The 23,168-nt window shown below is 61.3% G+C and carries 21 protein-coding genes; 6 read left to right on the forward strand and 15 right to left on the reverse strand.

Annotated elements, in window-relative coordinates; all coding sequences use genetic code 11:
- The first annotated feature begins 13 nt into the window (after positions 1 to 13).
- Positions 14 to 1,405: an L-cystine transporter gene (locus tag F2P67_RS16030; protein ID WP_166221573.1), complete on the forward strand. Its 1,392-nt coding sequence runs from the start codon at positions 14 to 16 to the stop codon at positions 1,403 to 1,405.
- A gap of 110 nt (positions 1,406 to 1,515) precedes the next feature.
- On the opposite strand, the gene F2P67_RS16035 is transcribed toward F2P67_RS16030, so the two are convergent.
- On the reverse strand, positions 1,516 to 2,028 hold the full coding sequence (locus F2P67_RS16035) for a dihydrofolate reductase (protein ID WP_166221575.1): 513 nt from the start codon (positions 2,026 to 2,028) through the stop codon (positions 1,516 to 1,518).
- Positions 2,029 to 2,113: 85 nt separating this feature from the next.
- On the opposite strand from F2P67_RS16035, the gene F2P67_RS16040 reads away from it, so the two are divergent.
- Both F2P67_RS16040 and F2P67_RS16045 read left to right on the forward strand, forming a co-directional pair.
- Positions 2,114 to 3,487, forward strand: a complete 1,374-nt coding sequence (locus tag F2P67_RS16040) for a DUF2868 domain-containing protein (RefSeq protein WP_166221577.1) — start codon at positions 2,114 to 2,116, stop codon at positions 3,485 to 3,487.
- Positions 3,480 to 4,856, forward strand: coding sequence for a GTPase/DUF3482 domain-containing protein (locus tag F2P67_RS16045; protein ID WP_166221579.1), 1,377 nt, complete (start codon positions 3,480 to 3,482; stop codon positions 4,854 to 4,856). Before F2P67_RS16040 ends, F2P67_RS16045 begins: the two co-directional genes overlap by 8 nt.
- A gap of 10 nt (positions 4,857 to 4,866) precedes the next feature.
- Here F2P67_RS16045 and F2P67_RS16050 read toward each other — a convergent pair whose 3' ends face one another.
- From F2P67_RS16050 to F2P67_RS16085, 8 genes are all read right to left on the reverse strand, one after another.
- Entirely contained in the window at positions 4,867 to 5,397 is a 531-nt protein-coding gene (locus F2P67_RS16050) for a hypothetical protein (protein WP_166221581.1), read from the reverse strand.
- Between the two features lie 91 nt (positions 5,398 to 5,488).
- The gene (locus F2P67_RS16055; protein ID WP_166221582.1) at positions 5,489 to 6,067 is read right to left on the reverse strand and encodes a phosphonate degradation HD-domain oxygenase; all 579 of its coding nucleotides are present in this window, start codon (positions 6,065 to 6,067) and stop codon (positions 5,489 to 5,491) included.
- The gene (locus tag F2P67_RS16060; RefSeq protein ID WP_166221583.1) at positions 6,067 to 7,200 is read right to left on the reverse strand and encodes a TIGR03364 family FAD-dependent oxidoreductase; all 1,134 of its coding nucleotides are present in this window, start codon (positions 7,198 to 7,200) and stop codon (positions 6,067 to 6,069) included. The genes F2P67_RS16055 and F2P67_RS16060 overlap by 1 nt, the downstream gene beginning before the upstream one ends.
- A 145-nt stretch (positions 7,201 to 7,345) precedes the next feature.
- Entirely contained in the window at positions 7,346 to 8,371 is a 1,026-nt protein-coding gene (locus F2P67_RS16065) for a putative 2-aminoethylphosphonate ABC transporter substrate-binding protein (protein ID WP_166221584.1), read from the reverse strand.
- A 41-nt stretch (positions 8,372 to 8,412) separates the two neighbouring features.
- Positions 8,413 to 10,137: a putative 2-aminoethylphosphonate ABC transporter permease subunit gene (locus tag F2P67_RS16070; protein WP_166221585.1), complete on the reverse strand. Its 1,725-nt coding sequence runs from the start codon at positions 10,135 to 10,137 to the stop codon at positions 8,413 to 8,415.
- Positions 10,137 to 11,213 carry a putative 2-aminoethylphosphonate ABC transporter ATP-binding protein gene (locus F2P67_RS16075; RefSeq protein WP_166221586.1) on the reverse strand — a complete coding sequence of 359 codons (1,077 nt, stop codon included), beginning with the start codon at positions 11,211 to 11,213 and terminating at the stop codon, positions 10,137 to 10,139. Before F2P67_RS16075 ends, F2P67_RS16070 begins: the two co-directional genes overlap by 1 nt.
- Before the next feature lie 224 nt (positions 11,214 to 11,437).
- Positions 11,438 to 12,301, reverse strand: a complete 864-nt coding sequence (locus F2P67_RS16080) for a LysR substrate-binding domain-containing protein (protein ID WP_166221587.1) — start codon at positions 12,299 to 12,301, stop codon at positions 11,438 to 11,440.
- Between the two features lie 16 nt (positions 12,302 to 12,317).
- Positions 12,318 to 14,573: a heavy metal translocating P-type ATPase gene (locus F2P67_RS16085; RefSeq protein WP_166221588.1), complete on the reverse strand. Its 2,256-nt coding sequence runs from the start codon at positions 14,571 to 14,573 to the stop codon at positions 12,318 to 12,320.
- An 84-nt stretch (positions 14,574 to 14,657) separates the two neighbouring features.
- On the opposite strand from F2P67_RS16085, the gene cadR reads away from it, so the two are divergent.
- Entirely contained in the window at positions 14,658 to 15,107 is a 450-nt protein-coding gene (gene cadR / locus F2P67_RS16090; RefSeq protein WP_166221590.1) for a Cd(II)/Pb(II)-responsive transcriptional regulator, read from the forward strand.
- 126 nt (positions 15,108 to 15,233) lie between these two features.
- On the opposite strand, the gene F2P67_RS16095 is transcribed toward cadR, so the two are convergent.
- The 3 genes from F2P67_RS16095 to F2P67_RS16105 all read right to left on the reverse strand — a co-directional run bounded on the left by F2P67_RS16095 (position 15,234) and on the right by F2P67_RS16105 (position 17,933).
- Complete coding sequence (locus F2P67_RS16095; RefSeq protein WP_166221592.1) at positions 15,234 to 16,205, reverse strand: thymidylate synthase; 972 nt, start codon at positions 16,203 to 16,205, stop codon at positions 15,234 to 15,236.
- Positions 16,206 to 16,255: 50 nt separating this feature from the next.
- Entirely contained in the window at positions 16,256 to 17,071 is an 816-nt protein-coding gene (gene lgt / locus F2P67_RS16100; RefSeq protein WP_166221594.1) for a prolipoprotein diacylglyceryl transferase, read from the reverse strand.
- Between the two features lie 79 nt (positions 17,072 to 17,150).
- A complete protein-coding gene (locus F2P67_RS16105) occupies positions 17,151 to 17,933 on the reverse strand; it encodes a sulfite exporter TauE/SafE family protein (protein WP_166221596.1) in 783 nt (260 codons plus the stop codon).
- A gap of 131 nt (positions 17,934 to 18,064) precedes the next feature.
- Here F2P67_RS16105 and F2P67_RS16110 point away from each other — a divergent pair, with 131 nt between their 5' ends.
- Complete coding sequence (locus F2P67_RS16110; RefSeq protein ID WP_166221598.1) at positions 18,065 to 18,811, forward strand: NRDE family protein; 747 nt, start codon at positions 18,065 to 18,067, stop codon at positions 18,809 to 18,811.
- Between the two features lie 234 nt (positions 18,812 to 19,045).
- Here F2P67_RS16110 and ptsP read toward each other — a convergent pair whose 3' ends face one another.
- On the reverse strand, positions 19,046 to 21,325 hold the full coding sequence (ptsP, locus tag F2P67_RS16115) for a phosphoenolpyruvate--protein phosphotransferase (RefSeq protein WP_166221600.1): 2,280 nt from the start codon (positions 21,323 to 21,325) through the stop codon (positions 19,046 to 19,048).
- 22 nt (positions 21,326 to 21,347) lie between these two features.
- A complete protein-coding gene (locus tag F2P67_RS16120) occupies positions 21,348 to 21,827 on the reverse strand; it encodes an RNA pyrophosphohydrolase (RefSeq protein WP_003229203.1) in 480 nt (159 codons plus the stop codon).
- A 143-nt stretch (positions 21,828 to 21,970) separates the two neighbouring features.
- Here F2P67_RS16120 and F2P67_RS16125 point away from each other — a divergent pair, with 143 nt between their 5' ends.
- Positions 21,971 to 22,627, forward strand: coding sequence for a histidinol-phosphatase (locus tag F2P67_RS16125; protein WP_166221602.1), 657 nt, complete (start codon positions 21,971 to 21,973; stop codon positions 22,625 to 22,627).
- A 104-nt stretch (positions 22,628 to 22,731) separates the two neighbouring features.
- Here the strand turns inward: F2P67_RS16125 and F2P67_RS16130 are convergent, their stop codons facing one another.
- Complete coding sequence (locus tag F2P67_RS16130; RefSeq protein WP_166221604.1) at positions 22,732 to 23,157, reverse strand: DUF2269 domain-containing protein; 426 nt, start codon at positions 23,155 to 23,157, stop codon at positions 22,732 to 22,734.
- Positions 23,158 to 23,168: the final 11 nt, after the last annotated feature.

The following is a 23,168-nucleotide window of genomic DNA, read 5'->3' on the forward strand; positions in this document are numbered from 1 at the left end:
TCCTGGAGTTCTCATGAATCTACCGCTGATTCTCAACTTGCTGGTGTTCCTCGCCCTGCTCTTCGGTCTGGCGCAAACCCGTCACACCTCGTGGAGCCTGGCGAAAAAAGTTCTGCTCGCGCTGGTGTTGGGCGTGGCGTTCGGCGTGGCGCTGCACACCGTTTACGGTGCCGGCAACCCGGTATTGAAAGCCTCGATAGGCTGGTTCGATCTGGTTGGCAACGGTTACGTGCAGTTGCTGCAAATGATCGTCATCCCGTTGGTGTTCGCCTCGATCCTCAGCGCCGTGGCGCGCCTGCACAACGCGTCTTCGCTGGGCAAGATCAGCTTCCTGACCATCGGCACCCTGCTGTTCACCACGGCGATTGCCGCGCTGATCGGTATCGGCCTGACCAACCTGTTCGGCCTGACTGCTGAAGGTCTGGTCGCTGGCACGCAGGAAATGGCCCGTCTGCAAACCATTCAGAGCGACTATGCCGGCAAGGTTGCCGACCTGAATGTGCCGCAACTGCTGTTGTCCTTCATCCCGCAGAACCCGTTCGCCGACCTGGCCCGGGCCAAGCCGACCTCGATTATCAGTGTGGTGATCTTCGCCGCGTTCCTTGGGGTTGCCGCGCTGCAACTGCTCAAGGACGACGTCGAGAAAGGTCAGAAAGTGATCAACGCCATCGACACCCTGCAAGCCTGGGTGATGCGTCTGGTGCGTCTGGTCATGAAACTGACCCCGTACGGCGTGCTGGCGCTGATGACCAAAGTGGTCGCCGGTTCCAACCTGCAAGACATCATCAAGCTCGGCAGCTTTGTTGTGGTCTCGTACCTCGGTCTGGGTCTGATGTTCGTGGTGCACGGTTTGCTGGTGTCAGCGGCCGGGATCAACCCGCTGCGTTTCTTCCGCAAGATCTGGCCGGTGCTGACGTTCGCGTTCACCAGCCGTTCCAGTGCCGCCAGCATTCCGCTGAGCATTGAAGCGCAGACTCGTCGTCTGGGGATTCCGCAATCGGTGGCCAGTTTTGCCGCATCGTTCGGCGCGACTATTGGCCAGAACGGTTGCGCAGGTCTGTACCCGGCGATGTTGGCGGTGATGGTTGCGCCAACGGTTGGCATCAACCCGCTGGATCCGCTGTGGATCGCGACCTTGGTGGCGATTGTGACCCTGAGTTCGGCCGGTGTGGCGGGCGTGGGTGGCGGTGCGACGTTCGCGGCACTGATCGTGCTGCCGGCAATGGGCTTGCCGGTTTCGCTGGTGGCGTTGCTGATTTCGGTCGAGCCGCTGATTGATATGGGTCGTACGGCGTTGAACGTGAGCGGTTCGATCACCGCTGGCGCGATCACCAGTCAAGTGATGCAGCAGACCGATAAAGAACTGCTGGATGCAGATGAGCATGCGGAGTTGGCGCAGGCTTAACTGCAACACATACTTGTGGCGAGGGGATTTATCCCCGTTAGGTCGCGAAGCGACCCCATTATTCAGGGGCTGCTGCGCAGCCCAACGGGGATAAATCCCCTCGCCACAATTTAGGCTTTTTCCCAGACTTCAAAGCTGTAGGCGGGTTTGTCGCCTTCAGCCGGATTCGGCACGTTCGACACCAGCTTCCACTGGTTCAAATCGAACTCCGGAAACCACGCATCACCCTCCGGGCTCAGCGCGACACGGGTCAAATACAAGCGATCCGCATCAGCCAGCCCTTGCGCATACAACTGCGCGCCGCCAATCAGCATCAGCTCATCAACGCCCTGCTCTTTCGCCCATTCCTCGGCGCGAACCACGGCGGCTTCGAGCGACGGATAGACCTCGGCACCTTCAAGCACCAGACCGGCCTGACGGCTGACCACGATGTTCAGGCGCCCCGGCAGCGGCCGACCCAGCGAATCCCAGGTCTTGCGCCCCATGATGATAGGCTTGCCGAGCGTCGTGGCCTTGAAGTATTTGAAGTCCCCCGGCAGGTGCCAGGGCATGCTGTTGTCGACGCCGATCACGCGGTTTTCACCGAGGGCTGCGATCAGGCTGAGGGGGATTGATTTAGTCATGCCGGCGAGGATACCAGAGCCGCGCTTACCCCGATAAGCGCCACAGCGGTTATGCTCTCAGCTCAATTGAGCGACGGGATGGCGCGTGACCGAACTGACTCCACTGCAAAACCTCTGGCTGACCGAAACCGTGCGCCTGCGCGAAGAACACGCAGGCCCGCTGGACGATCTGGAAGCCAATCGTCTGGCCCGCACGGCCGGCGGCGATCTGCCGAGCCGCATTCAGCGCCGGGCGCTGTGGCTGGCCGAACGCGATGGGCTGACTTCTGCACTCAAACACTGGCTGCAAGGCGCGCGTCTGGCGCTGGTGCTGCTGGCCATTTTCGCGATGCTGAGCGGCGCAGGTCTGGCCTTCGCCGCGCTCGGACAAACACCGGTCAACGTGTTCTGGGCCTTGGGCAGTCTGCTCGGGTTGAATCTGATTCTGTTGCTGAGCTGGGCGCTGGGGCTGATTTTTGCCGGCGAACACGGCGCCACGTTGGGCCGCTTGTGGTTGTGGCTCAGCGAAAAATTCGCCCGCGACGCCAAAGCCGCGCAGCTGGCCCCGGCCCTGTTGCTAATGCTCCAGCGCCAGAAACTCAATCGCTGGGCGCTCGGTGCACTGGTCAACGGCTTGTGGTTATTGGCGATGCTCAGCGCCCTGATTCTGTTGCTGACGCTGATGGCGACCCGGCGCTACGGCTTTGTCTGGGAAACCACGATCCTCAGCGCCGACACCTTTATCCACGTCACTCAGGCACTCGGCTATCTGCCGTCGCTGCTCGGTTTCAATGTGCCGACCGTGGAGATGATCCGCGCCAGCGGCGACGGCGCACTCGACATCGAAAGCGCCCGCCAGGCCTGGGCGACATGGCTGGTCGGCGTGCTGGTGGTCTACGGCGTCGTACCGCGGTTGTTGCTCGCGCTGTTTTGCCTGTGGCGCTGGAATGCCGGCAAAGCCGCACTGCGTCTGGATTTGAACCTGCCCGGTTACGCGCAATTGCGCGAACGCCTGATGCAGACCAGCGAACGTCTCGGTGTCAACGATCCGGAGCCGGCGCAGATGCATCGAGTCGAAAGTGGCGTTGGCGAACTCGCCAGTGAAGGTGCGCTGCTGGTCGCCATCGAACTCGATGAACAACGCCCATGGCCGCCGGCGCTGCCGAAAAATGTCAGCAACGCCGGCATCCTCGACAGCCGTGAATCACGCCACAAACTCCTCGAACAACTGAGCCGCTTCCCGCCGGCGCGTCTGGCCATCGCCTGCGATCCACGGCGCTCGCCGGATCGTGGCAGCCTCGCCTTGATCGCCGAACTGGCGCGCAGCGCAGGCGAAACCCGTGTCTGGCTGCTGCAAGCGCCAGCCGGTGAAGCGCTGGACGCCGAGCGCCTCGGCGACTGGCACATCGCGTTGCAACAGCTTGAACTACCGTTCGCCGATTGCGCACCGTTGAACTGGCTGGAGACGGGTCATGACTGATACCTGGAAAGCGCCGCTGAAACTCGCGGTGGTCGGCCACACCAATGTCGGCAAGACCTCGCTGCTGCGCACGCTGACCCGCGACGTAGGCTTTGGTGAAGTCTCTCATCGCCCGAGCACTACCCGCCACGTCGAAGGCGCGCGGTTATCGGTGGACGGCGAACCCTTGCTCGACCTCTACGACACGCCTGGACTGGAAGACGCCATCGCCCTGCTGGATTTTCTCGAACGCCTGGAGCGCCCCGGCGAGCGGCTCGACGGCCCGGCGCGGCTGGCGCGGTTTCTCGACGGCAGCGAGGCGCGTCAGCGTTTCGAACAGGAAGCCAAGGTGCTGCGGCAATTGCTCGCCTCCGATGCCGGTTTGTATGTAATCGATGCCCGCGAGCCGGTGCTGGCCAAGTACCGCGACGAACTTGAAGTGCTCGCCAGTTGCGGCAAACCGCTGCTGCCGGTGCTGAATTTCGTCAGCAGCGCCAACCATCTCGAGCCGGACTGGCGCGAAGCGTTGGCGCGCCTCGGCTTGCATGCGCTGGTGCGTTTTGACAGCGTCGCGCCGCCGGAAGATGGCGAGCGGCGGCTGTACGAAAGTCTGGCGTTGTTGCTGGAAACAGCGCGACCACAACTGGAGCGGTTGATCGCCGATCAACAAGCTCAGCGCCTCGCCCGCCAGCAAAGTGCGGCACGATTGATCGCTGAATTGTTGATCGACTGCGCCGCGTGTCGACGCAGCGTGGTCAGTGATGCCGAGCAGGAACAGCAAGCCATCAGCGAACTGCGCAAAGCCGTGCGTCAGCGCGAGCAGAAATGTGTCGAGGCGCTGCTCAAGCTCTACGCGTTTCGCCCGCAAGATGCCGCAGCGAGTGACTTGCCGTTGCTGGATGGCCGTTGGGGCGATGACCTGTTCAACCCGGAAACCCTCAAACAACTCGGCGTGCGCGTCGGTGGCGGAATCGCCGCCGGCGCGGCAGCCGGGGCTGGTGTGGACTTGCTGGTCGGCGGCATCACCCTCGGTGCGGCAGCGCTGGCTGGGGCGATTGCTGGCGGCGCGCTGCAAACGGCGCGCAGTTATGGCAGTCGCTTGCTCGGCAAGATCAAAGGTCAGCGCGAGCTGACGGTGGATAATGGGGTACTGCGGTTGTTGGCGTTGCGCCAGCGGCAGTTGTTGCTGGCGCTGGATCAGCGTGGGCATGCGGCGATGGACGCGGTTCAGGTGGCAACGCCACAGGACAAGACCTGGCGCGAGGGCAAATTGCCCGAGGCGCTGAGCAAGGCGCGGGCGCACCCGCAGTGGTCCTCGCTGAATCCACAGGCGAAGTTGAATCAGGCTGAACGCATGGAGCAGATAGAACAACTGGCGCAACAGCTTTGAATGACGAAGGTCAGCGCCACTCGAATTTCAAATAGAGTGCGCTCAGCATTGAAACCAGCTTCTGATTACGCGACTCTCGCTCGCCACTGTTGTTCATGTCGTAGCTGACGACCCAGTCGAGCTTGCCGTCATTATCGCTGTCGTAGCTTGACGCGGTATGCGCGATGCTCCATTCCGGTGTTTTTTCCAGCCCCTCATAAAAATGCAGGCGCACCGTGTCGGGCGAACCATCCCCGGCAAAGTCCTCGGTAAAAATCTTCAGGGAGCGAGCCCGGTCAAGCCCACGATTGAACCAGTCGATTTGCAAAAAGGCGTTCGCGAAGGATTTGAGCAGACGCTCGTCCTTGGTGTTCTCCTTGCCATCATTGTTGGCGTCACCTGCCTGAAAGTCGACTTTGCCATCAGCTGTTATATCCAGAGCATACGCACGGTGAGTCAATGCATCTCGGGCACCAGTGGTTTCCTCGTAAAAATGCAGGAGTACGGTGTCAGGCCAGCCATTGGCACTTCGGTCTTGAGCCGTTACTTTCAAATATCGCATGCAGGTCCATCTCATGAATTCGGGAACGGTCAAACTAGTCCGTTCTGATCAAACTCTCTGCGCGATCAATCAGTTTTTTTTGTAGGGCGTTTCAGCAAAGTTGACCTTTCGCTTCGCGGGACAACAGGCTGAGCGCGATCCGTTTCAATGCTTCAAGTTTCAACAATGGCACTGCCTTCTTTTTCGCCAGCTCATCCCACTGCCGCATCCGCAAACTGACCGCACACAACGGGTCGCGCTCAAAAGCGTCCGCCTCGGCCTCCGTCATCACCCCGCCCTGATAATCAAGCGTGCGTCGGCTAGCTTCACTCAACCGGTCAAAGTACCCAGGCTCGCGCAACGTCAGATACCGCTTGGCCTGCACGTGATATTCCACCAGCCGCGCCAGACGCTCGCTGAACCCGGCCTCACGCAGGTAATCGGCACCGAGCCGTTCGTGGCTGACCACGCCGTAGCCACCCATGTTCTCTGCGCCCTCGGCGCACAAATGGCCGATGTCGTGGAAGAACGCTGCGAGCACCACTTCGTCATCGAAACCTTCAGCCAGCGCCAATTCGGCTGCCTGAGACATGTGCTCGATCTGCGACACCGGTTCGCCGATGTAGTCGCTGGCGCCGAAGCGTTCGTACAGCCCGAATACCCGGGCAACGACTTGTTGGTGATTTGCCATCAGAACTCCTCCAGCAACTGTGCCACGTTGCGCTCGGCCATTGCCGGGCCGACGCTCATGCCGACGCCGCTGTGCATCAGCGCCACACTCAACCCCGCTGCCGGGCGCAGGAACGAAAACGGCCCCGGCCCACGGGAACCATAGACGCCCTGCCAGCGCTCGACCACTTGCACTGTGCAGCCCAATGTCTGCTCGGCCAGCGCGATCATCCAGTCGTCGACTTGTTCGGCATTGAACGGCGACGGATCGCTGCCGTAATGGTGCGAATCGCCAATGATCAACTCGCCATAAGGTGTCGGGCTGATCAGCAGATGAATGCCGTTTTCCTGCAGGTGCGGCTGTTCGCGCAGAATTTGCGCCTGCACCGCAGCCGCTTCCGGCAGATCGGCGAAGGCGCCGTAGTGCACACAACTCAGGCCGGTGAGCAAGGCGTGCTGCAGATTCAGTTGGACTTGCGGCTTGGCGCGGAGCATTTGCAACCGGCAGATCTGCGGATCGAGCACGGCGATCGGCTCGGCCAGCAAGGTCTGATAATCGTGGCCGGAGCAGACGATGATCTGCTTCGCGGAAAAGCTGCCGGCGGTGCTTTTCAGGCGTCCCGGTTCAACGTCGCGCACCAGCGTCGAAAAGTGAAACTCGACGCTGAGGTCGCGGCGCAGGTAGTCGATCAACGCCGGGATCGCTTCACGCGAGTACAACTGTTGATCGTCCCTGCCGTGAAGTGCCGCGCGGTGATGGCTGAACTGGCCGTTGTACAGATCACGCAGGGCAGCGCCTCGCAGCAAGTCTACGTTGTAGCCATGCTCGATGGCGCGACCGGCGCAGAAGCTTTCGAGCAGATGCTCTTCGGCTTCAGTGCGGGCGAACAGGTACGAGCCGTTGCGTTTGGTTTTCAGCCCGGCGAGTTGCGCCCAGTCGCCCCAGATGTCGCGGCTGGCCTTGGCCAGAGCGAGCATTTGGCCCGGCGGTTGGCCAGTGACCAGCGCCTGGCCGAAGTTGCGCACCGAAGCACCGAGGGGTGTGGCGGTGCGTTCGAAGACGGCGACCTTGAGGCCACGTTTGGCCGCGGCGTAGGCATGGGACAGGCCGAGGATGCCGGCGCCAACGATGAGCAGGTCTTTGTGTTGTGTCATGGAGATTTGCCCTGAATGGGAGACCGTCTTCGCGAGCAAGCCTGCTCCCACAGGTGGATCAGGTGTGCACAGATTTTGTGTTCACTGGCGATCCAACGTGGGAGCGGGCTTGCTCGAGAAGAGGCTCTGTCAGTCGATGAAATTCTTACTTGGCAGCAACTTTCTCGGACTTGCCGTCATAGCGCTTGCGCCACTCGGTGAGGATCTCGTCACGGTTCTTCGAAGCCCAGGCAAAGTCGTTCTTGATCAGGCGCTGCTCGTAGTCCGCCGGCAGTTCGGTCTGCGGCTTGGCGATGCCCGGTTGCGCGAGGACGGCGAAGTTCTCTTTGTACAGATCCATCGCCTCGGCGCTGGCGGAGAAGTCAGCCAGTTTCTTCGCCGCTTCTTCGTGCGGCGTGCCTTTGATCACGGCGGTTGCTTCGATCTCCCAGCCCAGACCCTCCTTCGGCAGGATGATGTCCAGCGGCGCGCCCTGACGCTTCAGTTGAACGGCCGGGTATTCGAAGGAAATCCCGATCGGGAATTCGCCCGCCGCCGCCAGTTTGCAAGGCTTGGAACCGGAGTGAACGTACTGGCCGATGTTCTGGTGCAGACCGTCCATGTAAGCCCAGCCCTGCTTCTCGCCGAAGGTTTGCAGCCAGGCGCTGACGTCGAGGAAACCGGTGCCGGACGAGGCCGGGTTCGGCATCACGATCTTGCCTTTGTACTCAGGCTTGGTCAGGTTCTGCCAGCTCACCGGTTTGGTCAGGCCTTGTTTCTCGGCCTCGACGGTGTTGAAGCAAATGGTTGCAGCCCAGACGTCCATGCCGACCCAGGCTGGCGGGTTGGCGGCGTCGCGGTAGTTCGCACCGATCTTGCCCAGGTCCTTCGGCGCATAGCTTTGCAGCATGCCTTGCTGATCGAGGATCGCCAGGCTCGAGGCGGCCAGGCCCCACACCGCGTCAGCCTGCGGGCGAGCCTTTTCGGCGAGCAGTTTGGCGGTGATGATCCCGGTGGAATCGCGCACCCACTTGATCTCGACGTCCGGGTTGGCCTTTTCGAAGGCTTCTTTGTAGGACTTCAACTGCTCGGCTTCGAGGGCGGTGTACACCGTCAACTCGGTTTTTGCCGCGAAGGCATTCAGGCTGAAAGTAGCGAGCACAGCAGCGGCCAGAGCCATAGGCTTGAACATGATCGTTTTCCTGTAGGTGAGTTGAGGTTGGCAGGTGTGAATCAGTGACCGGGCGCGGTTTGTCGCCAGGCCTGGGAACGGCGCAGCAAGCCGCGCGAAGCCCATGCCAGCAGCAAGGACACGCCCGCCGAGGTGAACAGAATCAGGGTCGACATCGCCGCAGCACCGCCGACGTTGCCAGCGTCATCCATGTTCAGCACCGCCACCGCCGCGAGGATGGTGTCGGGGCTGTAGAGGAAGATCGCTGCGGACACCGTGGTCATCGCCGAGACGAACAGGTAGCGCACGATATCGAGCAGTGCCGGCAGGCAGATCGGCACGGTGACGCGCAGGTAATGCCGGTAAAGCGGCGCCTTGAGCGACAGAGCAGCAGCTTCGAACTCGGCGTCGAGTTGGCGCAGCGCGGTGGTCGCGGTCATCTGCGCGGTGGTCAAATAGTGAGCAATAGTGCAGACGATCAGCAGGGTCATCGTCCCGTAGAGCACGTGCAGCGGGTTGCCGGTGAGATTGAAGAAGAAGACGTAACCCAGACCGAGCACCAGCCCCGGCACCGCCATCGGTACGAAACTGAGCATGCGCAGCGTCAGATTCAGCCCGCGCTGGCTGCGGGTCTTTTCCATCAGGTAGGCGCCGGTGAAGATCAGCACGCTGCCGATCAACGCCGTACCCAGCGCCATCTTCAGACTGTTGCCGTAGGCCAGCCAGCCACCGCCGGCGGTCTCGTTGAACTGATAGTGGTTGAGCGACAGCGACAGGTTGTACGGCCAGAACTTCACCAGCGACGAGAACACGGCCATGCCGAACACCAGCAGCAACGCCGCGCTGATCAGCAGGACGATGGCCAGATAACAGGCGTCGCGCTTCTTCGACGGCGCCGGTTTGAACACTTGGGCACGGCCGCTCATGGAATCGCCGTGACGGCGACGCAGCCAGGCATCGACACCAAAACTGAACAGTGCCGGCAGCAGCAGAACCATGCCGATCAACGCACCACGACCGAATTGCTGTTGGCCGACCACGGCTTTGTAGGCTTCCAGCGCCAGCACTTGATAGTCGCCACCGACCACCACCGGTACGCCGAAATCAGTGATCGTCAGGGTGAACACCAGGCAGAACGCGGCAAATACAGCCTGGCGGGTTGCCGGCCAGGTGATGCTGCGAAAGGCCTTCGCCGGGCTCGCGCCCATGCTCGACGCCGCATCGAAAAGACGTGCATCCGCCAACGACAGCGCCGAGAGCAAAATCATCAACGCGTGGGGAAAGGTGTAAATCACCTCGCCCAGCACAATGCCCCAGAAGCCATAGATGTTGTCCGAGAGCAACCCGCGCAACATGCCCTGATTGCCAAACAGATAGACCAGCGCAATGCCCGGCAGCATCGACGGCGCCATCAGCGGCAACAGGGAAATCCCGCGCCAGATACCCTTCGCCGGAATCAGCGTGCGTTGCAGCGCGTAAGCAAACAGGTAGGCCAGCGGTACAACGATGGCCGCGACGCTGAGGGAAACTTTCAGGCTGTTGCCGAGCAGCCAGTGGAAATTCTCGCTGCTCACCAGCTCCTTGGCGGCGACCCAGCCACCGCCCTGCCCGGCCTCGCTGCTGAAGCCGCGCCAGAAGATCGCCAGCAGCGGCAGCAACACCGCGACACCGAGTAACACCAGCAAGAGGACTTTGCCGCCGACCACAAAAATGCGGTCACCGATCTCGGCACGGGAAGTCTGCTGCACTCGCTTGTGCGGTAGCGGCAGCGCGAGGTTGCTGTTCATCAGGCAAACACCTGCAGGCTGCGTGGCGGCAAGGCGACCATGATTTGCTGGGCGCCGAGGCGCGGCATGGCTTCCGGTGCCAGTTCGGCGAGCAGTGCGTGGCCCGGCAGTTGATCAAGTTCGAAGCTCATGCGGCACCGGTTGCCGAGGAAAGTGATCTCGCGGACTTTGGCCGGAAACAGGTTTTCCTCATGCACCAGCGGATTGACGTTGATCGCTTCCGGGCGACAGAACAAACGGCCCGAGGCTCGCTGAACACTGCCGTCGCTCAGGCGCAGGTTCATCCCGCCGACCTGAGCATGACTGTCGCTGCTGCGCTGGAAAGGCAGCCAGTTACCCTGACCGACGAACTCGGCCACGAACGGCGTGGCTGGGCGGTTGTAGATTTCCTGCGGGGTGGCGTACTGCTCGACGCGGCCGTTGTTCATCACGGCGATGCGGTCGGCCATCAGCATGGCTTCGTCCTGATTGTGCGTGACCATCAGGGTGGTGATGCCGAGGTTGCGCTGCAGTTGGCGCAGCTCGGTGCACAGATGCTCGCGCACTCGGGCGTCGAGGGCCGACATCGGTTCGTCGAGTAGCAGCAGTGATGGTGCCGGTGCCAAGGCTCGAGCTAGCGCAACGCGCTGCTGTTGGCCACCGGATAACTGGCCCGGGTACTTTTTCTCGCTGCCGGTGAGGCCGACCAGTTCGAGCATCTGCCCGACGCGGCGGCGCACTTCATCACGACCGCTGCCGGCGAGGCCGTAGGCAATGTTCGCTTCGACCGTCAGATTGGGGAACAACGCGTAGGACTGGAACAGAATCCCGTAGTCGCGGGCCTGCGGGGCAAGGTGCGAGACGTCGCGGTCACCGAGGTACAACTCGCCGCTGTCCTGCTTTTCCAGACCGGCGATGCAGCGCAGCAACGTGGTCTTGCCGCAGCCCGAAGGGCCGAGCAGGCAGACCAGTTCACCGGCGGCGACGTCGAGGGAGACGTTATCCAGTGCGGTGAACGCGCCGAAGCGTTTCTGCACGCCGCGCACTTTCATCGGTGCGCCGGGGTTGGTCAGGGCAGTTGCGATGGCAGGGTTCATGGACAGACCTCATCAAGCAGATGGGGCCAATCCTAGAGTTGTAATGCGTCCGTCATGTGGCAGTGAGGCAAAAACGGCCGATAGTGGTATTCAGGGATTTTGGTTGACCAAAGATCGTTCCCACGCTCCGCGTGGGAATGCAGCCCGGGACGCTCTGCGTCCCAAAGCCGAACGCGGAGCGTCCGTAGAGGCATTCCCACGCAGAGCGTGGGAACGATCATCTGCTAGGCCGGAGACATTTCTTGGGCCAGGCCAAGAAATGCCGCCGGCAACCGCGCGCCCTTGCGCTCCTTCAGGCAATACAAATACTCAGGAATCTGCGGCGCATTCTCGATGGTCAGCACGCGCAACTGCGGATCATGCGGCACTTCCTGGCGGGCAATGATGCTGATGCCGATGTTGCGCAGCACCGCCTCACGGATCGACTCGCGGCTGCCAATCTCCAGCAGCGGCCCGAAACTCACGCCCGCGCTGGCCAGCAACTCCTCAGTCAGTCGCCGCGTCGTCGAACCGGACTCACGCATCAACAACGTGTGCCCGGCCAATGCGCTCAGCGCTACGTGGTCGTGCGCCGCCAGTGGATGATTGCGATGCACCGCCAGCACCAACGGATCGCTGCCCAGCACCCGACGGATCAGCCGTGCATCGTCGAGCAACTGCGACGATGCCGCGACATCCACCCTGTAATCCTCCAGCGCTTCGAGCACCTGCTGCGAATTGCCGATTTCCACAGACACTTCCACCTGCGGCAACCGCTCGCGGAAGGTCTTTACCAGATCGAGGATGTAATACGGCGCAGTGGCGGCGATGCGCAGCGTGCCCTGCACCTGACCGCTGTTGCGCAGGAAGAACTCGATATCGGCCTCCTGCTGCAACAGCGCCTTGACCATCGGTAACAGCCGCGCGCCTTCGTCGCTGACACTTAGACGCCGGCCGCCACGGTAGAACAGCTCCACCGAATACTGGCTTTCCAGATTGCGGATCTGCGTGGTCACGGTCGGTTGGCTGAGGCCAAGCTTTTTCGCCGCCAGCGTGATGCTGCCCAGGCGGGCGACCATGTAAAACGCTTTCAGCTCGGCACTCAGCACACCCGTCCCTCTTCCTCTATTTGCGCAACAGGCGCAAACCGTTGAACACCACCAACAAGCTCACGCCCATGTCGGCGAACACCGCCATCCACATGGTGGCGAGCCCGGCGAAGGTTACCCCAAGAAAGATAGCCTTGATCACCAATGCCAACGCAATGTTCTGCTTCAGGATGCTGGCTGTGTTGCGGGACAGGCTGATGAAGGCCGGAATCTTGCGCAAATCATCGTCCATCAGGGCGACATCGGCGGTTTCAATCGCGGTGTCGGTGCCTGCTGCGGCCATGGCAAAACCGATCTCGGCGCGGGCCAGTGCCGGCGCATCGTTGATGCCGTCGCCGACCATGCCGACCCGATGGCCCTGTTTGTACAGGTCTTCGATGGCTTGCAGCTTATCGGTCGGCAGCAAATCGCCCTTGGCCTGATCGATACCGACCTGAGCGGCAATCGCCTGCGCGGTGTGGACGTTGTCGCCGGTAAGCATCAGGGTTTTCACGCCCAGTGCATGCAACTGACGGATCGCTTCGCGGCTGGTTTCCTTGACGGTGTCGGCCACGGCGAACAGTGCCAGCGGGCCGGACTTGTCGAGCAGCAACACCACGGATTTGCCCTGCTTTTCCAGCGCAAACAGCTTTTCTTCCAGTTGCGGCGAGCACAGACCCAATTCTTCGACCAACCGATGGTTGCCCAAGTGATAGGTCTGGCCGTTGATTTCACCTTTGACGCCGCGACCGCCCAGCGCTTCGAAGTTATCCACAACCAGCGCGGCGAAGTTTTTATCCACAGCGGCGTTGGCGATGGCCAGCGACACCGGGTGATCGGAACGCCCGGCCAGTGCAGCGGCAATCGCTGGAGCGGTGGCGTCGGCCGTCGGGTCGAGGGACAGGTAGTCGGTCTGTACCGGTTTGCCGTGGGTGATGGTGCCGGTCTTGTCGAGGGCCAGATAGTCGAGCTTGAAACCGCCCTCCAGGTACACGCCGCCCTTGACCAGAATGCCTTTGCGCGCCGCCGCCGCGAGGCCGCTGACGATGGTCACCGGGGTGGAAATCACCAGTGCACACGGGCAAGCCACCACCAGCAGCACCAGTGCGCGGTAGATCCAGTCGAACCACGCCGCGCCCATGAACAGTGGCGGGATGATCGCTACAGCCAACGCGAACACAAACACCACGGGGGTGTAGATTTTCGAGAACTGATCGACGAAGCGTTGGGTTGGCGCCCGTGCACCTTGGGCTTGCTCGACGGCGTGGATGATCCGGGCCAGAGTTGAGTTGTTCGCCGCTGCGGTGACCGTGTATTCCAGCGAACCGGCCTGGTTGATGGTGCCGGCGAAGACTTTGTCACCCACGGCTTTTTCCACTGGCAGGCTTTCACCGGTGATCGGCGCCTGATCGATGGTCGAGCTGCCGCTGACGACTTCGCCGTCCAGCGCAATGCGCTCACCGGGTTTTACCCGCACGCGAGCGCCCAGCTCGACGCTTTTAACCTCTTGTTCGATCCAGTTACCGTCGGCTTGCTGCACGGTGGCTTGTTCCGGGGTCATCTGCATCAGGCCGCTGATCGCGTTGCGCGCACGGTCCAGCGAGCGCGCCTCGATCAGCTCGGCCACGGTGAACAGGAACATCACCATTGCCGCTTCCGGCCATTGCCCGATCAGTACCGCACCGGTCACCGCGATGCTCATCAGCGCGTTGATGTTGAGGTTGCGGTTCTTCAGGGCGATCCAGCCCTTTTTATAGGTGGTCAGGCCGCCGCTGAGGATCGACACCAGCGCAATGATCGCCACCACCCAGGTCGGTGCGGCGCTGGTGAAGTGGATCACCTCGGCGGCAAGCGCACCGACGCCGGACAGCGCCAGCGGCCACCAGTGCTTTTTCACTGGCGCGGGTGCTGGCGCGTCGACGCCCGCCTCCAATGGCTCTGCGTGCATGCCCAGGGATTTGATCGCCTCGGTGATCGGCGCGGTGTTCGGCAACGTATGGGTAACGCCGAGCACGCGGTTGATCAGGTTGAATTCCAGCTGCTCGACGCCAGCCAGTTTGCCGAGTTTGTTCTGGATCAGCGTCTGCTCGGTCGGGCAATCCATCGCCTCGATGCGGAAACTGCTCAACCGGGCGTCGGCGCTTTTTGCCTCGCTCAGTTGCACCAGCGCAGGCGCGGCGGCTTTCGACGAGCAGCAGGAATCGCCACCGTGGGAATGCTTATGCACAGGCTGCAATTTATGACTGTGGTCGTGCCCGTCGCCGGGCTTATGGGTGTGCTGGGAATCGCTCATTGGTCGCGTCCATGAAGGTGCCTGTTGCCAAGTAAAGACCCTGTAGCCACTATAGGGTCAAGCACCCTTTTGGAGATTGCCGTCATGAAGATCGGAGAACTGGCCAGACTGACCGACTGCGCCGTGGAAACCATCCGTTACTACGAACGCGAAAACCTGCTGCCAGAGCCGGCCCGCAGCGACGGCAACTACCGCGTCTACACCCAGGCCCACGCCGAACGCCTGACCTTCATCCGCAACTGCCGCACCCTCGACATGACCCTCGAAGAAATTCGCAGCCTGCTGGCCTTGCGCGACAGCCCGCAGGATCAGTGCGAGAACGTCAATGCGCTGATCGACGAGCACATCCAGCATGTGAAGGCACGGATTGATGGATTGTTGGCGTTGCAGACACAACTGCTCGACCTGCGCCAGCGTTGCGGCGAAGGGCCGATGGCCGATCAATGCGGAATTTTGCAGCGATTGGAGGTGAGTGGCGGGGTTGTCGCGACGGAAGTCGAACACTCGCACGTAGGCCGCAGCCACGGCCATTAAGATCACCCTAAAACAAATGTGGGAGCGAGCTTGCTCGCGAAGGGGTGGTGTCAGTCGACGTAGAGGGTGACTGATTCACCGCTTTCGCGAGCAAGCCCGCTCCCACAGGGTATTGCGTATTGCTTGTCAGACCGCCATCGGCGCGGTCATCGGCGCATGGTGCTCGTAGCCTTCCAGCGAGAAGTCGCTCGGTTCCACCAGCTCCAGCCACTCCGGCTGATACACACCGGTCTTGGCAAACTCCGGCACGCGGTCAGAGATTTTCAGTTTCGGCATGGCAAACGGCTCGCGCTTGAGCTGTTCGTTGAGCATGTCCAGGTGGTTCTCGTAGACGTGCGCGTCACCGATGAAATAGGTGAACCAGCGCGGCGTGTAACCGGTCAGGCGACCGATCAGGCTCAGCAGTGCGGCGCCCTCGGTGAGGTTGAACGGCGTGCCCAGACCCAGATCGTTGGAGCGGATGTAAAGCGTCAGAGAAATCTCTTTGGTCTCGACATTCGGGTGGAACTGGTACAGCAGGTGGCATGGCGGCAGGGCCATTTCATCCAGCTGAGCGACGTTCCAGCCGTGGAACAGGATGCGGCGGCTGCCCGGATCGTTGATGATCGTGTCGACGCACTGACGCACCTGGTCGATGGCTTTGTACAACACCACGTAGGCCTGACCGTCTTCTTCGCCTTGAGCGATTTGCTTGTAGCCGTTGCTCAGGCTTTGCTCGATGGCGGCGGTGTTGCTCAGCGGGATCTGCTTGTACGCCGGCCATTTTCGCCATTGCACGCCGTAGATCTCGCCGAGGTCGTCATCGCCCTGACGGAACGGGTTGGCCAGCCACTGCGCGTTTTCGTTGGCGTTCTGATCCCAGACCTTGCAGCCCAACGCACGAAATTCAGCGGCATTGTTCACGCCACGGAGAAAACCGCACATCTCGCCGATGGCCGATTTGAAGGCCATTTTGCGCGTGGTGATCGCCGGAAAGCCTTCCTGCAGATCGAAACGCAGCATCGCACCCGGGAAGCTGATGGTGTTGATGCCGGTGCGGTTGGCCTGTTTGGTGCCGTTCTGGATGACGTGCGAGACCAGTTCGAGATATTGCTTCATGAGTTACCTGTGTCCTTTGAGCCCCGGCGTCGCGCGCCGGGGTTCGTAGTTTAAGCCGTCGGAGCGAGCGGTGCCGCCGGCGCGCGACGATAGGCCAGCCAGATCAGGAACAGACCGCCGAGAATCATCGGTACGCACAGCACCTGACCCATGGTCAGCCAGTTCCAGGCCAGATAGCCCAATTGCGCGTCTGGCACGCGGACGAATTCGACGATGAAACGGAAGATGCCGTAAAACAGCGCGAACATGCCGGAAACGGCCATGGTCGGACGCGGTTTACGCGAGAACAGCCAGAGGATCAGGAACAGCGCCACGCCTTCGAGGGCGAACTGATACAGCTGCGACGGGTGACGCGGCAACTGCGCGGGATCGCTGAACGGCGGGAAGATCATCGCCCATGGCACGTCGGTCGGCTTGCCCCACAATTCAGCATTGATGAAGTTGCCGATGCGCCCGGCGCCCAGGCCGATCGGCACCATTGGCGCAACAAAGTCCATCAACTGGAAGAACGACTTGCCGTTGCGCTTGCCGAACCACAACGCTGCGAGCATCACGCCGATGAAGCCGCCGTGGAACGACATGCCGCCCTTCCACACTTCGAAAATCAACGTCGGATTGGCCAGATAGGCGCTCAGATCGTAGAACAGCACGTAACCGAGGCGGCCGCCAACGATCACCCCCATCGACATCCAGAAGACCATGTCGGAGAGTTTCTCCTTGGTCCAGGTCGGGTCGAAACGGTTGAGCCGGCGCGACGCCAGCAGCCACGCACCGCCGATGCCGATCAGGTACATCAGGCCGTACCAATGGATTTTCAGCGGACCGATGGCCAGGGCCACCGGGTCGATCTGCGGGTAAGGCAGCATTGCGACTCCTCGTTAGAGTTGAAACCAAAATTCCCGGGCGACGCTGCCACCTCAGGATTAAGCCAGGATTGCGACGCGGCTAAAGCAGAAAGCTCAAACCTACGCAGAACAGCAAAGCGGCGAACAGCCTTTTCAGCAAGCGCGGCGACAACCGGTGCGCCAGACGCGCGCCGAGACGGGCGAACACCATGCTGGTCAGGGCTATGCCCAACAATGCAGGCAAGTAAACAAAACCGAGACTATGCGGCGGCAATAACGGATCGTGCCAGCCCAGAATCATGAAACTTAAAGCACTGGCCAGGGCAATCGGCAAACCGCACGCCGATGATGTCGCCACGGCTTGCTGCATCGGCACACTGCGCCAGGTCAGAAACGGCACGGTCAACGAGCCGCCACCGATGCCGAATATCGCCGAAGCCCAGCCAATCACGCTGCCGGCCACGGTCAGACCGAGTTTCCCCGGCACCGTTCGGCTGGCCTTCGGTTTGACGTCCAGCGCCAGTTGTACCGCGATCACCAGCGCAAACACGCCGATGATTTTTTGCAGGTTCGGCCCGGAAATCGCTTCGGCCGTCAGCGCGCCAAAACCGGCGCCAAGCAGAATACCGACAGTCATCCACATGAAGATCGGCCAGCGCACCGCGCCTCGACGGTGATGTTCCCTCACGGCGTTGACCGAGGTGAAGATGATCGTCGCCAGCGACGTCCCGACTGCCAAATGGGTGAGGATCGACTGATCGAAGCCCTGCAAGGTGAAACTGAACACCAGCACCGGGACAATGATGATCCCGCCGCCCACGCCAAACAGCCCGGCCAGCACGCCCGCACAGGCGCCCAGCGCCAGATAGAGCAGAAATTCCATGACCGTCTCCCAGACCGCATCCGCAAAACCGGAGCGGCATGGTAACGGATGGATGGCCTTCGGCTCCACTTGCGATGGATGCACGGACGCGGGATGCGTAGAGTGGGCAAAAAACACACAAGGACCACCTTATGTGCCTGATAGTTTTCGCTTGGCGCCCGGGCCATGCCCAGCCGCTGATCGTCGCGGCCAACCGTGACGAGTTCTATGCCCGGCCCAGCCTGCCGCTGGCGCAATGGGCCGATGCGCCGCACGTACATGCCGGGCGCGACCTTGAGGCCGGGGGAACCTGGCTCGGCATTGGCGCCAATGGCCGATTCGCCGCACTGACCAATATTCGCGATCCGCACCAGCCGCCAGCGCGCAAATCGCGGGGCGAGTTGGTGGCGCGATTTCTGACCGGTGATGCGTCGATTGATGATTATTTGAGCGATGTGGTCGCGCGTGCGCCGGAATATGCCGGGTTCAATCTGCTGCTCGGCAATAGCCATGAACTTTGGCACTTCAATGCGCGGATGTCCGAACCGGTGATGCTTGAGCCCGGTGTCTACGGGTTATCCAATGCCGGGCTGGATACGCCGTGGCCCAAATTGCTCAAGGCCAGGGCGGCGTTGAGCGCAGTGCTGGATGATCCGCAGCCTGCGCGGTTGCTGGAATTGCTGGGCGATGCGCAGACCGCGCCATTTGCCGAATTGCCGGACACCGGCGTGGGGCTGGCGACTGAGTCTCTGTTGTCGAGTGTGTTTATTGCCAGTCAGAGTTACGGGACGCGGGCGAGTACGGCGTTGGTTGTGCAGGCGGACGGGACGCGGCGGATGGTGGAGCGCAGTTTTGGGCCGTATGGCGGGCATCTTGGGGAAGTTGAGCTTTGCGTCTAAGAGCAAACCCTCACCCCAGCCCTCTCCCAAAGGGAGAGGGGGCCGACCGTGGTGTCTTGAGTTGTACATCGACCTGAAAGACCGAGTCGATTATGGATTCGCACAGCACCTTCGGGTCGGTGTGATTCGATTATGGATTCAGCAAAGCACTTTCAGGTCGGCGTAGTTCTGCAGCATCCCCCAATCAGTCCCCTCTCCCTCTGGGAGAGGGTTAGGGTGAGGGGCTTTTGATCTTCAGAGGGTCTTGATGGCCGCCGGCGGATTGATCTTCGACAACCCGAGGTTCTTCAGCGCCAGTTGCAATGAACTGTGGATAACTTGCGGATTGTCGATGGTCATCAGCTCGGCCAGCAGTTCCTTGGCCTTGCTCAGGTTGACCTGACGCAACATCCATTTCACCTTCGGCAAGTTGGTGGCGTTCATCGACAGGCTGTCGAAACCCATCGCCATCAGCAACACCGCGGCCGCCGGATCACCGGCCATTTCACCGCAGATGCTCACCGGTTTGCCCTCGGCATGCGCATCACGCACCACCGTTTGCAAGGCTTGCAACACCGCCGGGTGCAGGTAGTCGTAGAGATCGGCGACACGCGGGTTGTTGCGGTCGACCGCCAACAGGTATTGGGTCAAGTCGTTGGAGCCAACCGAAAGGAAGTCCACCTGCCGCGCCAGTTCCTTGGTCTGGTAGACCGCCGCCGGAATCTCGATCATCACGCCAATCGGCGGCATCGGCACGTCGGTGCCTTCGTCGCGCACTTCGCCCCAAGCGCGGTGGATCAGGTGCAAGGCTTCTTCGAGTTCGTGAGTGCCGGAGATCATCGGCAGCAGAATCCGCAGGTTGTTCAGGCCTTCGCTGGCCTTGAGCATCGCGCGGGTCTGCACCAGGAAGATTTCCGGATGATCGAGCGTGACGCGAATGCCGCGCCAGCCGAGGAACGGGTTGTCTTCCTTGATCGGGAAGTACGACAGCGACTTGTCACCGCCGATGTCGAGGCTACGCATGGTCACCGGTTGCGGGTGGAATGCGGCGAGCTGTTCGCGGTAGATCGCCAGTTGTTCCTTCTCGCTCGGGAAACGCTGGTTGATCATGAACGGCACTTCGGTGCGATACAGGCCGACACCTTCGGCGCCACGCTTCTGCGCCCGCGCCACGTCTGCCAGCAAACCGGTGTTGACCCACAGCGGCATGCGGTGGCCATCGAGGGTCACACACGGCAGGTCGCGCAGGGTATCGAGCCCCAGCGCCAGTTGTTTCTCTTCTTCGACGACTTCGGCGAACTGCTTGCGCAGCACATCGCTGGGGTTGGTGTAGACCTCGCCGCGCGTGCCGTCGACGATCATTTCGATGCCGTCGACCTTGGCGTACGGCAGGTCGACCAGGCCCATTACCGTCGGAATGCCCATGGCCCGGGCAAGGATGGCGACGTGGGAGTTACCCGAACCGAGTACCGAGACCAGACCGACCAGCGTTCCTTCCGGCACTTCGCCGAGCATTGCCGGGGTCAGTTCTTCACTGACCAGAATGGTTTTTTCCGGGTAGACCAGGTTCTGCTGACGCTCTTCCTGCAAATAGGCGAGCAGACGGCGGCCGAGGTCTTTAACGTCCGAGGCGCGCTCGCGCAGGTAGGCGTCGTCCATCAGTTCGAAACGGTTGACGTGCTCGGTGACCACCTGACGCAGGGCGCCCTGGGCCCACTGGCCGGTCTTGATCACCGTGGTGATTTCGCTGCCCAGCGAAGCATCGTCGAGCATCATCAGGTAAACATCGAACAGCGCGCGCTCTTCCGGGCGCAACTGGGTCGCGAGCTTGGCGGACAACGCGCGCATGTCGGCGCGCACGCCTTCGATGGCTGTTTTGAACAGCGCCAGCTCGGCGTCAATGTCGGTGATGGTTTTGTCCGGCACTACATCCAGATCCGCCGGCGGCAACATGACCACCGCGGTACCGACCGCCGCGCCCGGAGAACCCGGTACGCCGACGAACTTGGCTTCTTGAATACCCTTGCCCTGACGGCCCAGACCGCGGATCGAACCGGTGGCCTCGGCGTGAGCAATTACGCCGGCGAGCTGCGCGCTCATGGTCACGAGGAAGGCTTCTTCACCCTCATCGAACTGGCGACGTTCTTTTTGCTGAATGACCAACACGCCGACGACGCGGCGGTGGTGAATGATCGGTGCACCGAGGAACGAGGCGTAACGCTCTTCACCGGTTTCGGCGAAGTAGCGGTAGCGCGGGTGATCCGCAGCGTTTTCGAGGTTCAGGGGTTCTTCACGCGTGCCGACCAGACCGACCAGACCTTCGTTGGGTGCCATGCTGACCTTGCCGATCGAGCGCTTGTTCAAGCCCTCGGTGGCCATCAGGACGAAGCGGTTGGTCTCGGGATCAAGCAGGTAGACCGAGCAGACCTGGCTGCCCATGGCCTCTTTGACGCGCAACACAATAATCCCCAACGCCGCCTTGAGATCCTTGGCGGAGTTAACTTCCTGGACGATCTTGCGCAGCGTATTGAGCATGGCTCGGGGTCGAACTCCGTCGTCAGTCGCGCGCTAAAAGGCGCGGGGCAAGCTCTTTGAGGGCGCGGCGATACACCTCGCGCTTGAATGTCACCACCTGGCCCAACGGATACCAATAGCTGACCCAGCGCCAGCCATCGAACTCCGGTTTACCGGTCAAATCCATCCGCACCCGCTGCTCGTTGGAGATCAGGCGCAGGAGAAACCATTTCTGTTTCTGGCCGATGCACAGCGGTTGGCTGTGGGTACGCACCAGACGTTGCGGCAAACGATAGCGCAACCAGCCTCTGGTGCAGGCCAGTATTTCAACATCTTCACGTTCCAGGCCAACTTCTTCGTTCAGCTCGCGGTACAAGGCGTCTTCCGGCGTCTCTTCAGGGTTGATTCCCCCTTGCGGAAACTGCCAGGCATCTTGATTGATACGGCGAGCCCATAGCACCTGGCCGGCGTCATTCGTCAGAATGATCCCGACATTGGGGCGGAAACCATCGGGGTCGATCACGGCAACAACCTCGCAAACGCATGTCGCCGCATTGTTCCACAAAGATTGATAAGGCAGCAACGAAGCTTCCTACCTTATGTGCACTCTTGTGAAAAGACCGTATTCTTGTCGCCTTTTTACAGACTTTTCAGCGGGTAACTGCAATGCGCCTGGCTCTATTCGATTTGGACAACACCCTTCTGGGCGGCGACAGCGATCACGCCTGGGGCGACTATCTGTGTGAACGCGGCTTCCTCGATCCGATCGCCTACAAGGCGCGCAATGACGAGTTCTATCAGGATTACCTGGCCGGCAAACTGGATAACGCCGCGTACCTGAATTTCTGCCTGGAGATCCTTGGTCGCACGGAAATGGCCGTACTCGATCAATGGCACAGCGATTACATGCGCGACTGCATCGAACCGATTGTGTTGCCCAAGGCTCTGGCGCTGCTGAAAAAGCACCGCGACGCCGGCGACAAACTCGTGATCATCACCGCGACCAATCGCTTCGTCACCGCACCGATTGCCGTTCGTTTGGGCGTCGAAACCCTGATTGCCACCGAGTGCGAAATGGTCGACGGCCGCTACAGCGGGCGCAGCACCGACATTCCGTGCTTCCGTGAGGGTAAGGTGACGCGCCTGAATCGTTGGCTGGAAGAAACCGGTTATTCGCTGGACGACAGCTATTTCTATAGCGACTCGATGAATGATTTGCCATTGCTTGAGCAAGTGGCGAACCCGGTCGCTGTCGATCCGGACCCGAATCTGCGCGCCGAAGCCGACAAGCGTGGCTGGCCGGTGATTTCGTTGCGCGGCTGATATCGCCTTCGCGAGCAAGCCCGCTCCCGCATTGGATCTGTGTCGTTCACAAATCCCCTGTGGGAGGGGCTTGCTCCCGAATGGGGTCGACTCAGTCTCAGGCCTTAAACAGGCTTGGCCCCCATCAAACCGGCAATCGCCACAAAACACACAAAACTGAACAACGCCAAGGCAAAACTGAATTTGCCAACGCCACTCGGCGCCTTGCGCAAGCGGTTCAAGCGCACCAGCAGCCAGAACCACGCCAGCGCCGCCACGGTGTAAAGCACGCTCGACGCCAGAATCCACGTCTGCCCCAGCGGCCAGCCCACCAGATGCACCATCCACCAGCCAGTGAACGGCAAGCTCAGCAAGGCCAGCGCCATCAACAGCCAGACAAACACCCGTGGTCGCTGCAATGTACGGCTGCCCGCCGTCGCATCACCTTTGCGCCGCGCCAGAAAAACCCAGACTCCCAGCCCCAGCGCACCCGCCAGCAACACCACGGTCGCGACCATGTGTGCCGTTTTCAGGGCAGTTAACGTTTCCATTGTCAGATTTC

It is taken from the genome of Pseudomonas atagonensis (genome assembly GCF_011369485.1).
In the GTDB taxonomy this organism is placed as follows: domain Bacteria; phylum Pseudomonadota; class Gammaproteobacteria; order Pseudomonadales; family Pseudomonadaceae; genus Aquipseudomonas; species Aquipseudomonas atagonensis.

Excerpts from the sequence above, each read along its gene's own strand:
- F2P67_RS16060 (WP_166221583.1), bottom strand. The coding sequence starts at position 7,200 with ATGACACAACACAAAGACCTGCTCATCGTTGGCGCCGGCATCCTCGGC.
- F2P67_RS16065 (WP_166221584.1), bottom strand. The coding sequence starts at position 8,371 with ATGTTCAAGCCTATGGCTCTGGCCGCTGCTGTGCTCGCTACTTTCAGC.
- F2P67_RS16085 (WP_166221588.1), bottom strand. The coding sequence starts at position 14,573 with ATGAGCGATTCCCAGCACACCCATAAGCCCGGCGACGGGCACGACCAC.
- F2P67_RS16045 (WP_166221579.1), top strand. The coding sequence starts at position 3,480 with ATGACTGATACCTGGAAAGCGCCGCTGAAACTCGCGGTGGTCGGCCAC.
- F2P67_RS16070 (WP_166221585.1), bottom strand. The coding sequence starts at position 10,137 with ATGAACAGCAACCTCGCGCTGCCGCTACCGCACAAGCGAGTGCAGCAG.
- F2P67_RS16105 (WP_166221596.1), bottom strand. The coding sequence starts at position 17,933 with ATGGAATTTCTGCTCTATCTGGCGCTGGGCGCCTGTGCGGGCGTGCTG.
- lgt (WP_166221594.1), bottom strand. The coding sequence starts at position 17,071 with ATGCTGCCTTACCCGCAGATCGACCCGGTGGCCCTGGCCATCGGTCCG.
- F2P67_RS16130 (WP_166221604.1), bottom strand. The coding sequence starts at position 23,157 with ATGGAAACGTTAACTGCCCTGAAAACGGCACACATGGTCGCGACCGTG.
- F2P67_RS16125 (WP_166221602.1), top strand. The coding sequence starts at position 21,971 with ATGCGCCTGGCTCTATTCGATTTGGACAACACCCTTCTGGGCGGCGAC.
- F2P67_RS16035 (WP_166221575.1), bottom strand. The coding sequence starts at position 2,028 with ATGACTAAATCAATCCCCCTCAGCCTGATCGCAGCCCTCGGTGAAAAC.
- F2P67_RS16030 (WP_166221573.1), top strand. The coding sequence starts at position 14 with ATGAATCTACCGCTGATTCTCAACTTGCTGGTGTTCCTCGCCCTGCTC.
- F2P67_RS16110 (WP_166221598.1), top strand. The coding sequence starts at position 18,065 with ATGTGCCTGATAGTTTTCGCTTGGCGCCCGGGCCATGCCCAGCCGCTG.
- F2P67_RS16095 (WP_166221592.1), bottom strand. The coding sequence starts at position 16,205 with ATGAAGCAATATCTCGAACTGGTCTCGCACGTCATCCAGAACGGCACC.
- F2P67_RS16055 (WP_166221582.1), bottom strand. The coding sequence starts at position 6,067 with ATGGCAAATCACCAACAAGTCGTTGCCCGGGTATTCGGGCTGTACGAA.
- ptsP (WP_166221600.1), bottom strand. The coding sequence starts at position 21,325 with ATGCTCAATACGCTGCGCAAGATCGTCCAGGAAGTTAACTCCGCCAAG.
- F2P67_RS16075 (WP_166221586.1), bottom strand. The coding sequence starts at position 11,213 with ATGAACCCTGCCATCGCAACTGCCCTGACCAACCCCGGCGCACCGATG.
- F2P67_RS16050 (WP_166221581.1), bottom strand. The coding sequence starts at position 5,397 with ATGCGATATTTGAAAGTAACGGCTCAAGACCGAAGTGCCAATGGCTGG.
- cadR (WP_166221590.1), top strand. The coding sequence starts at position 14,658 with ATGAAGATCGGAGAACTGGCCAGACTGACCGACTGCGCCGTGGAAACC.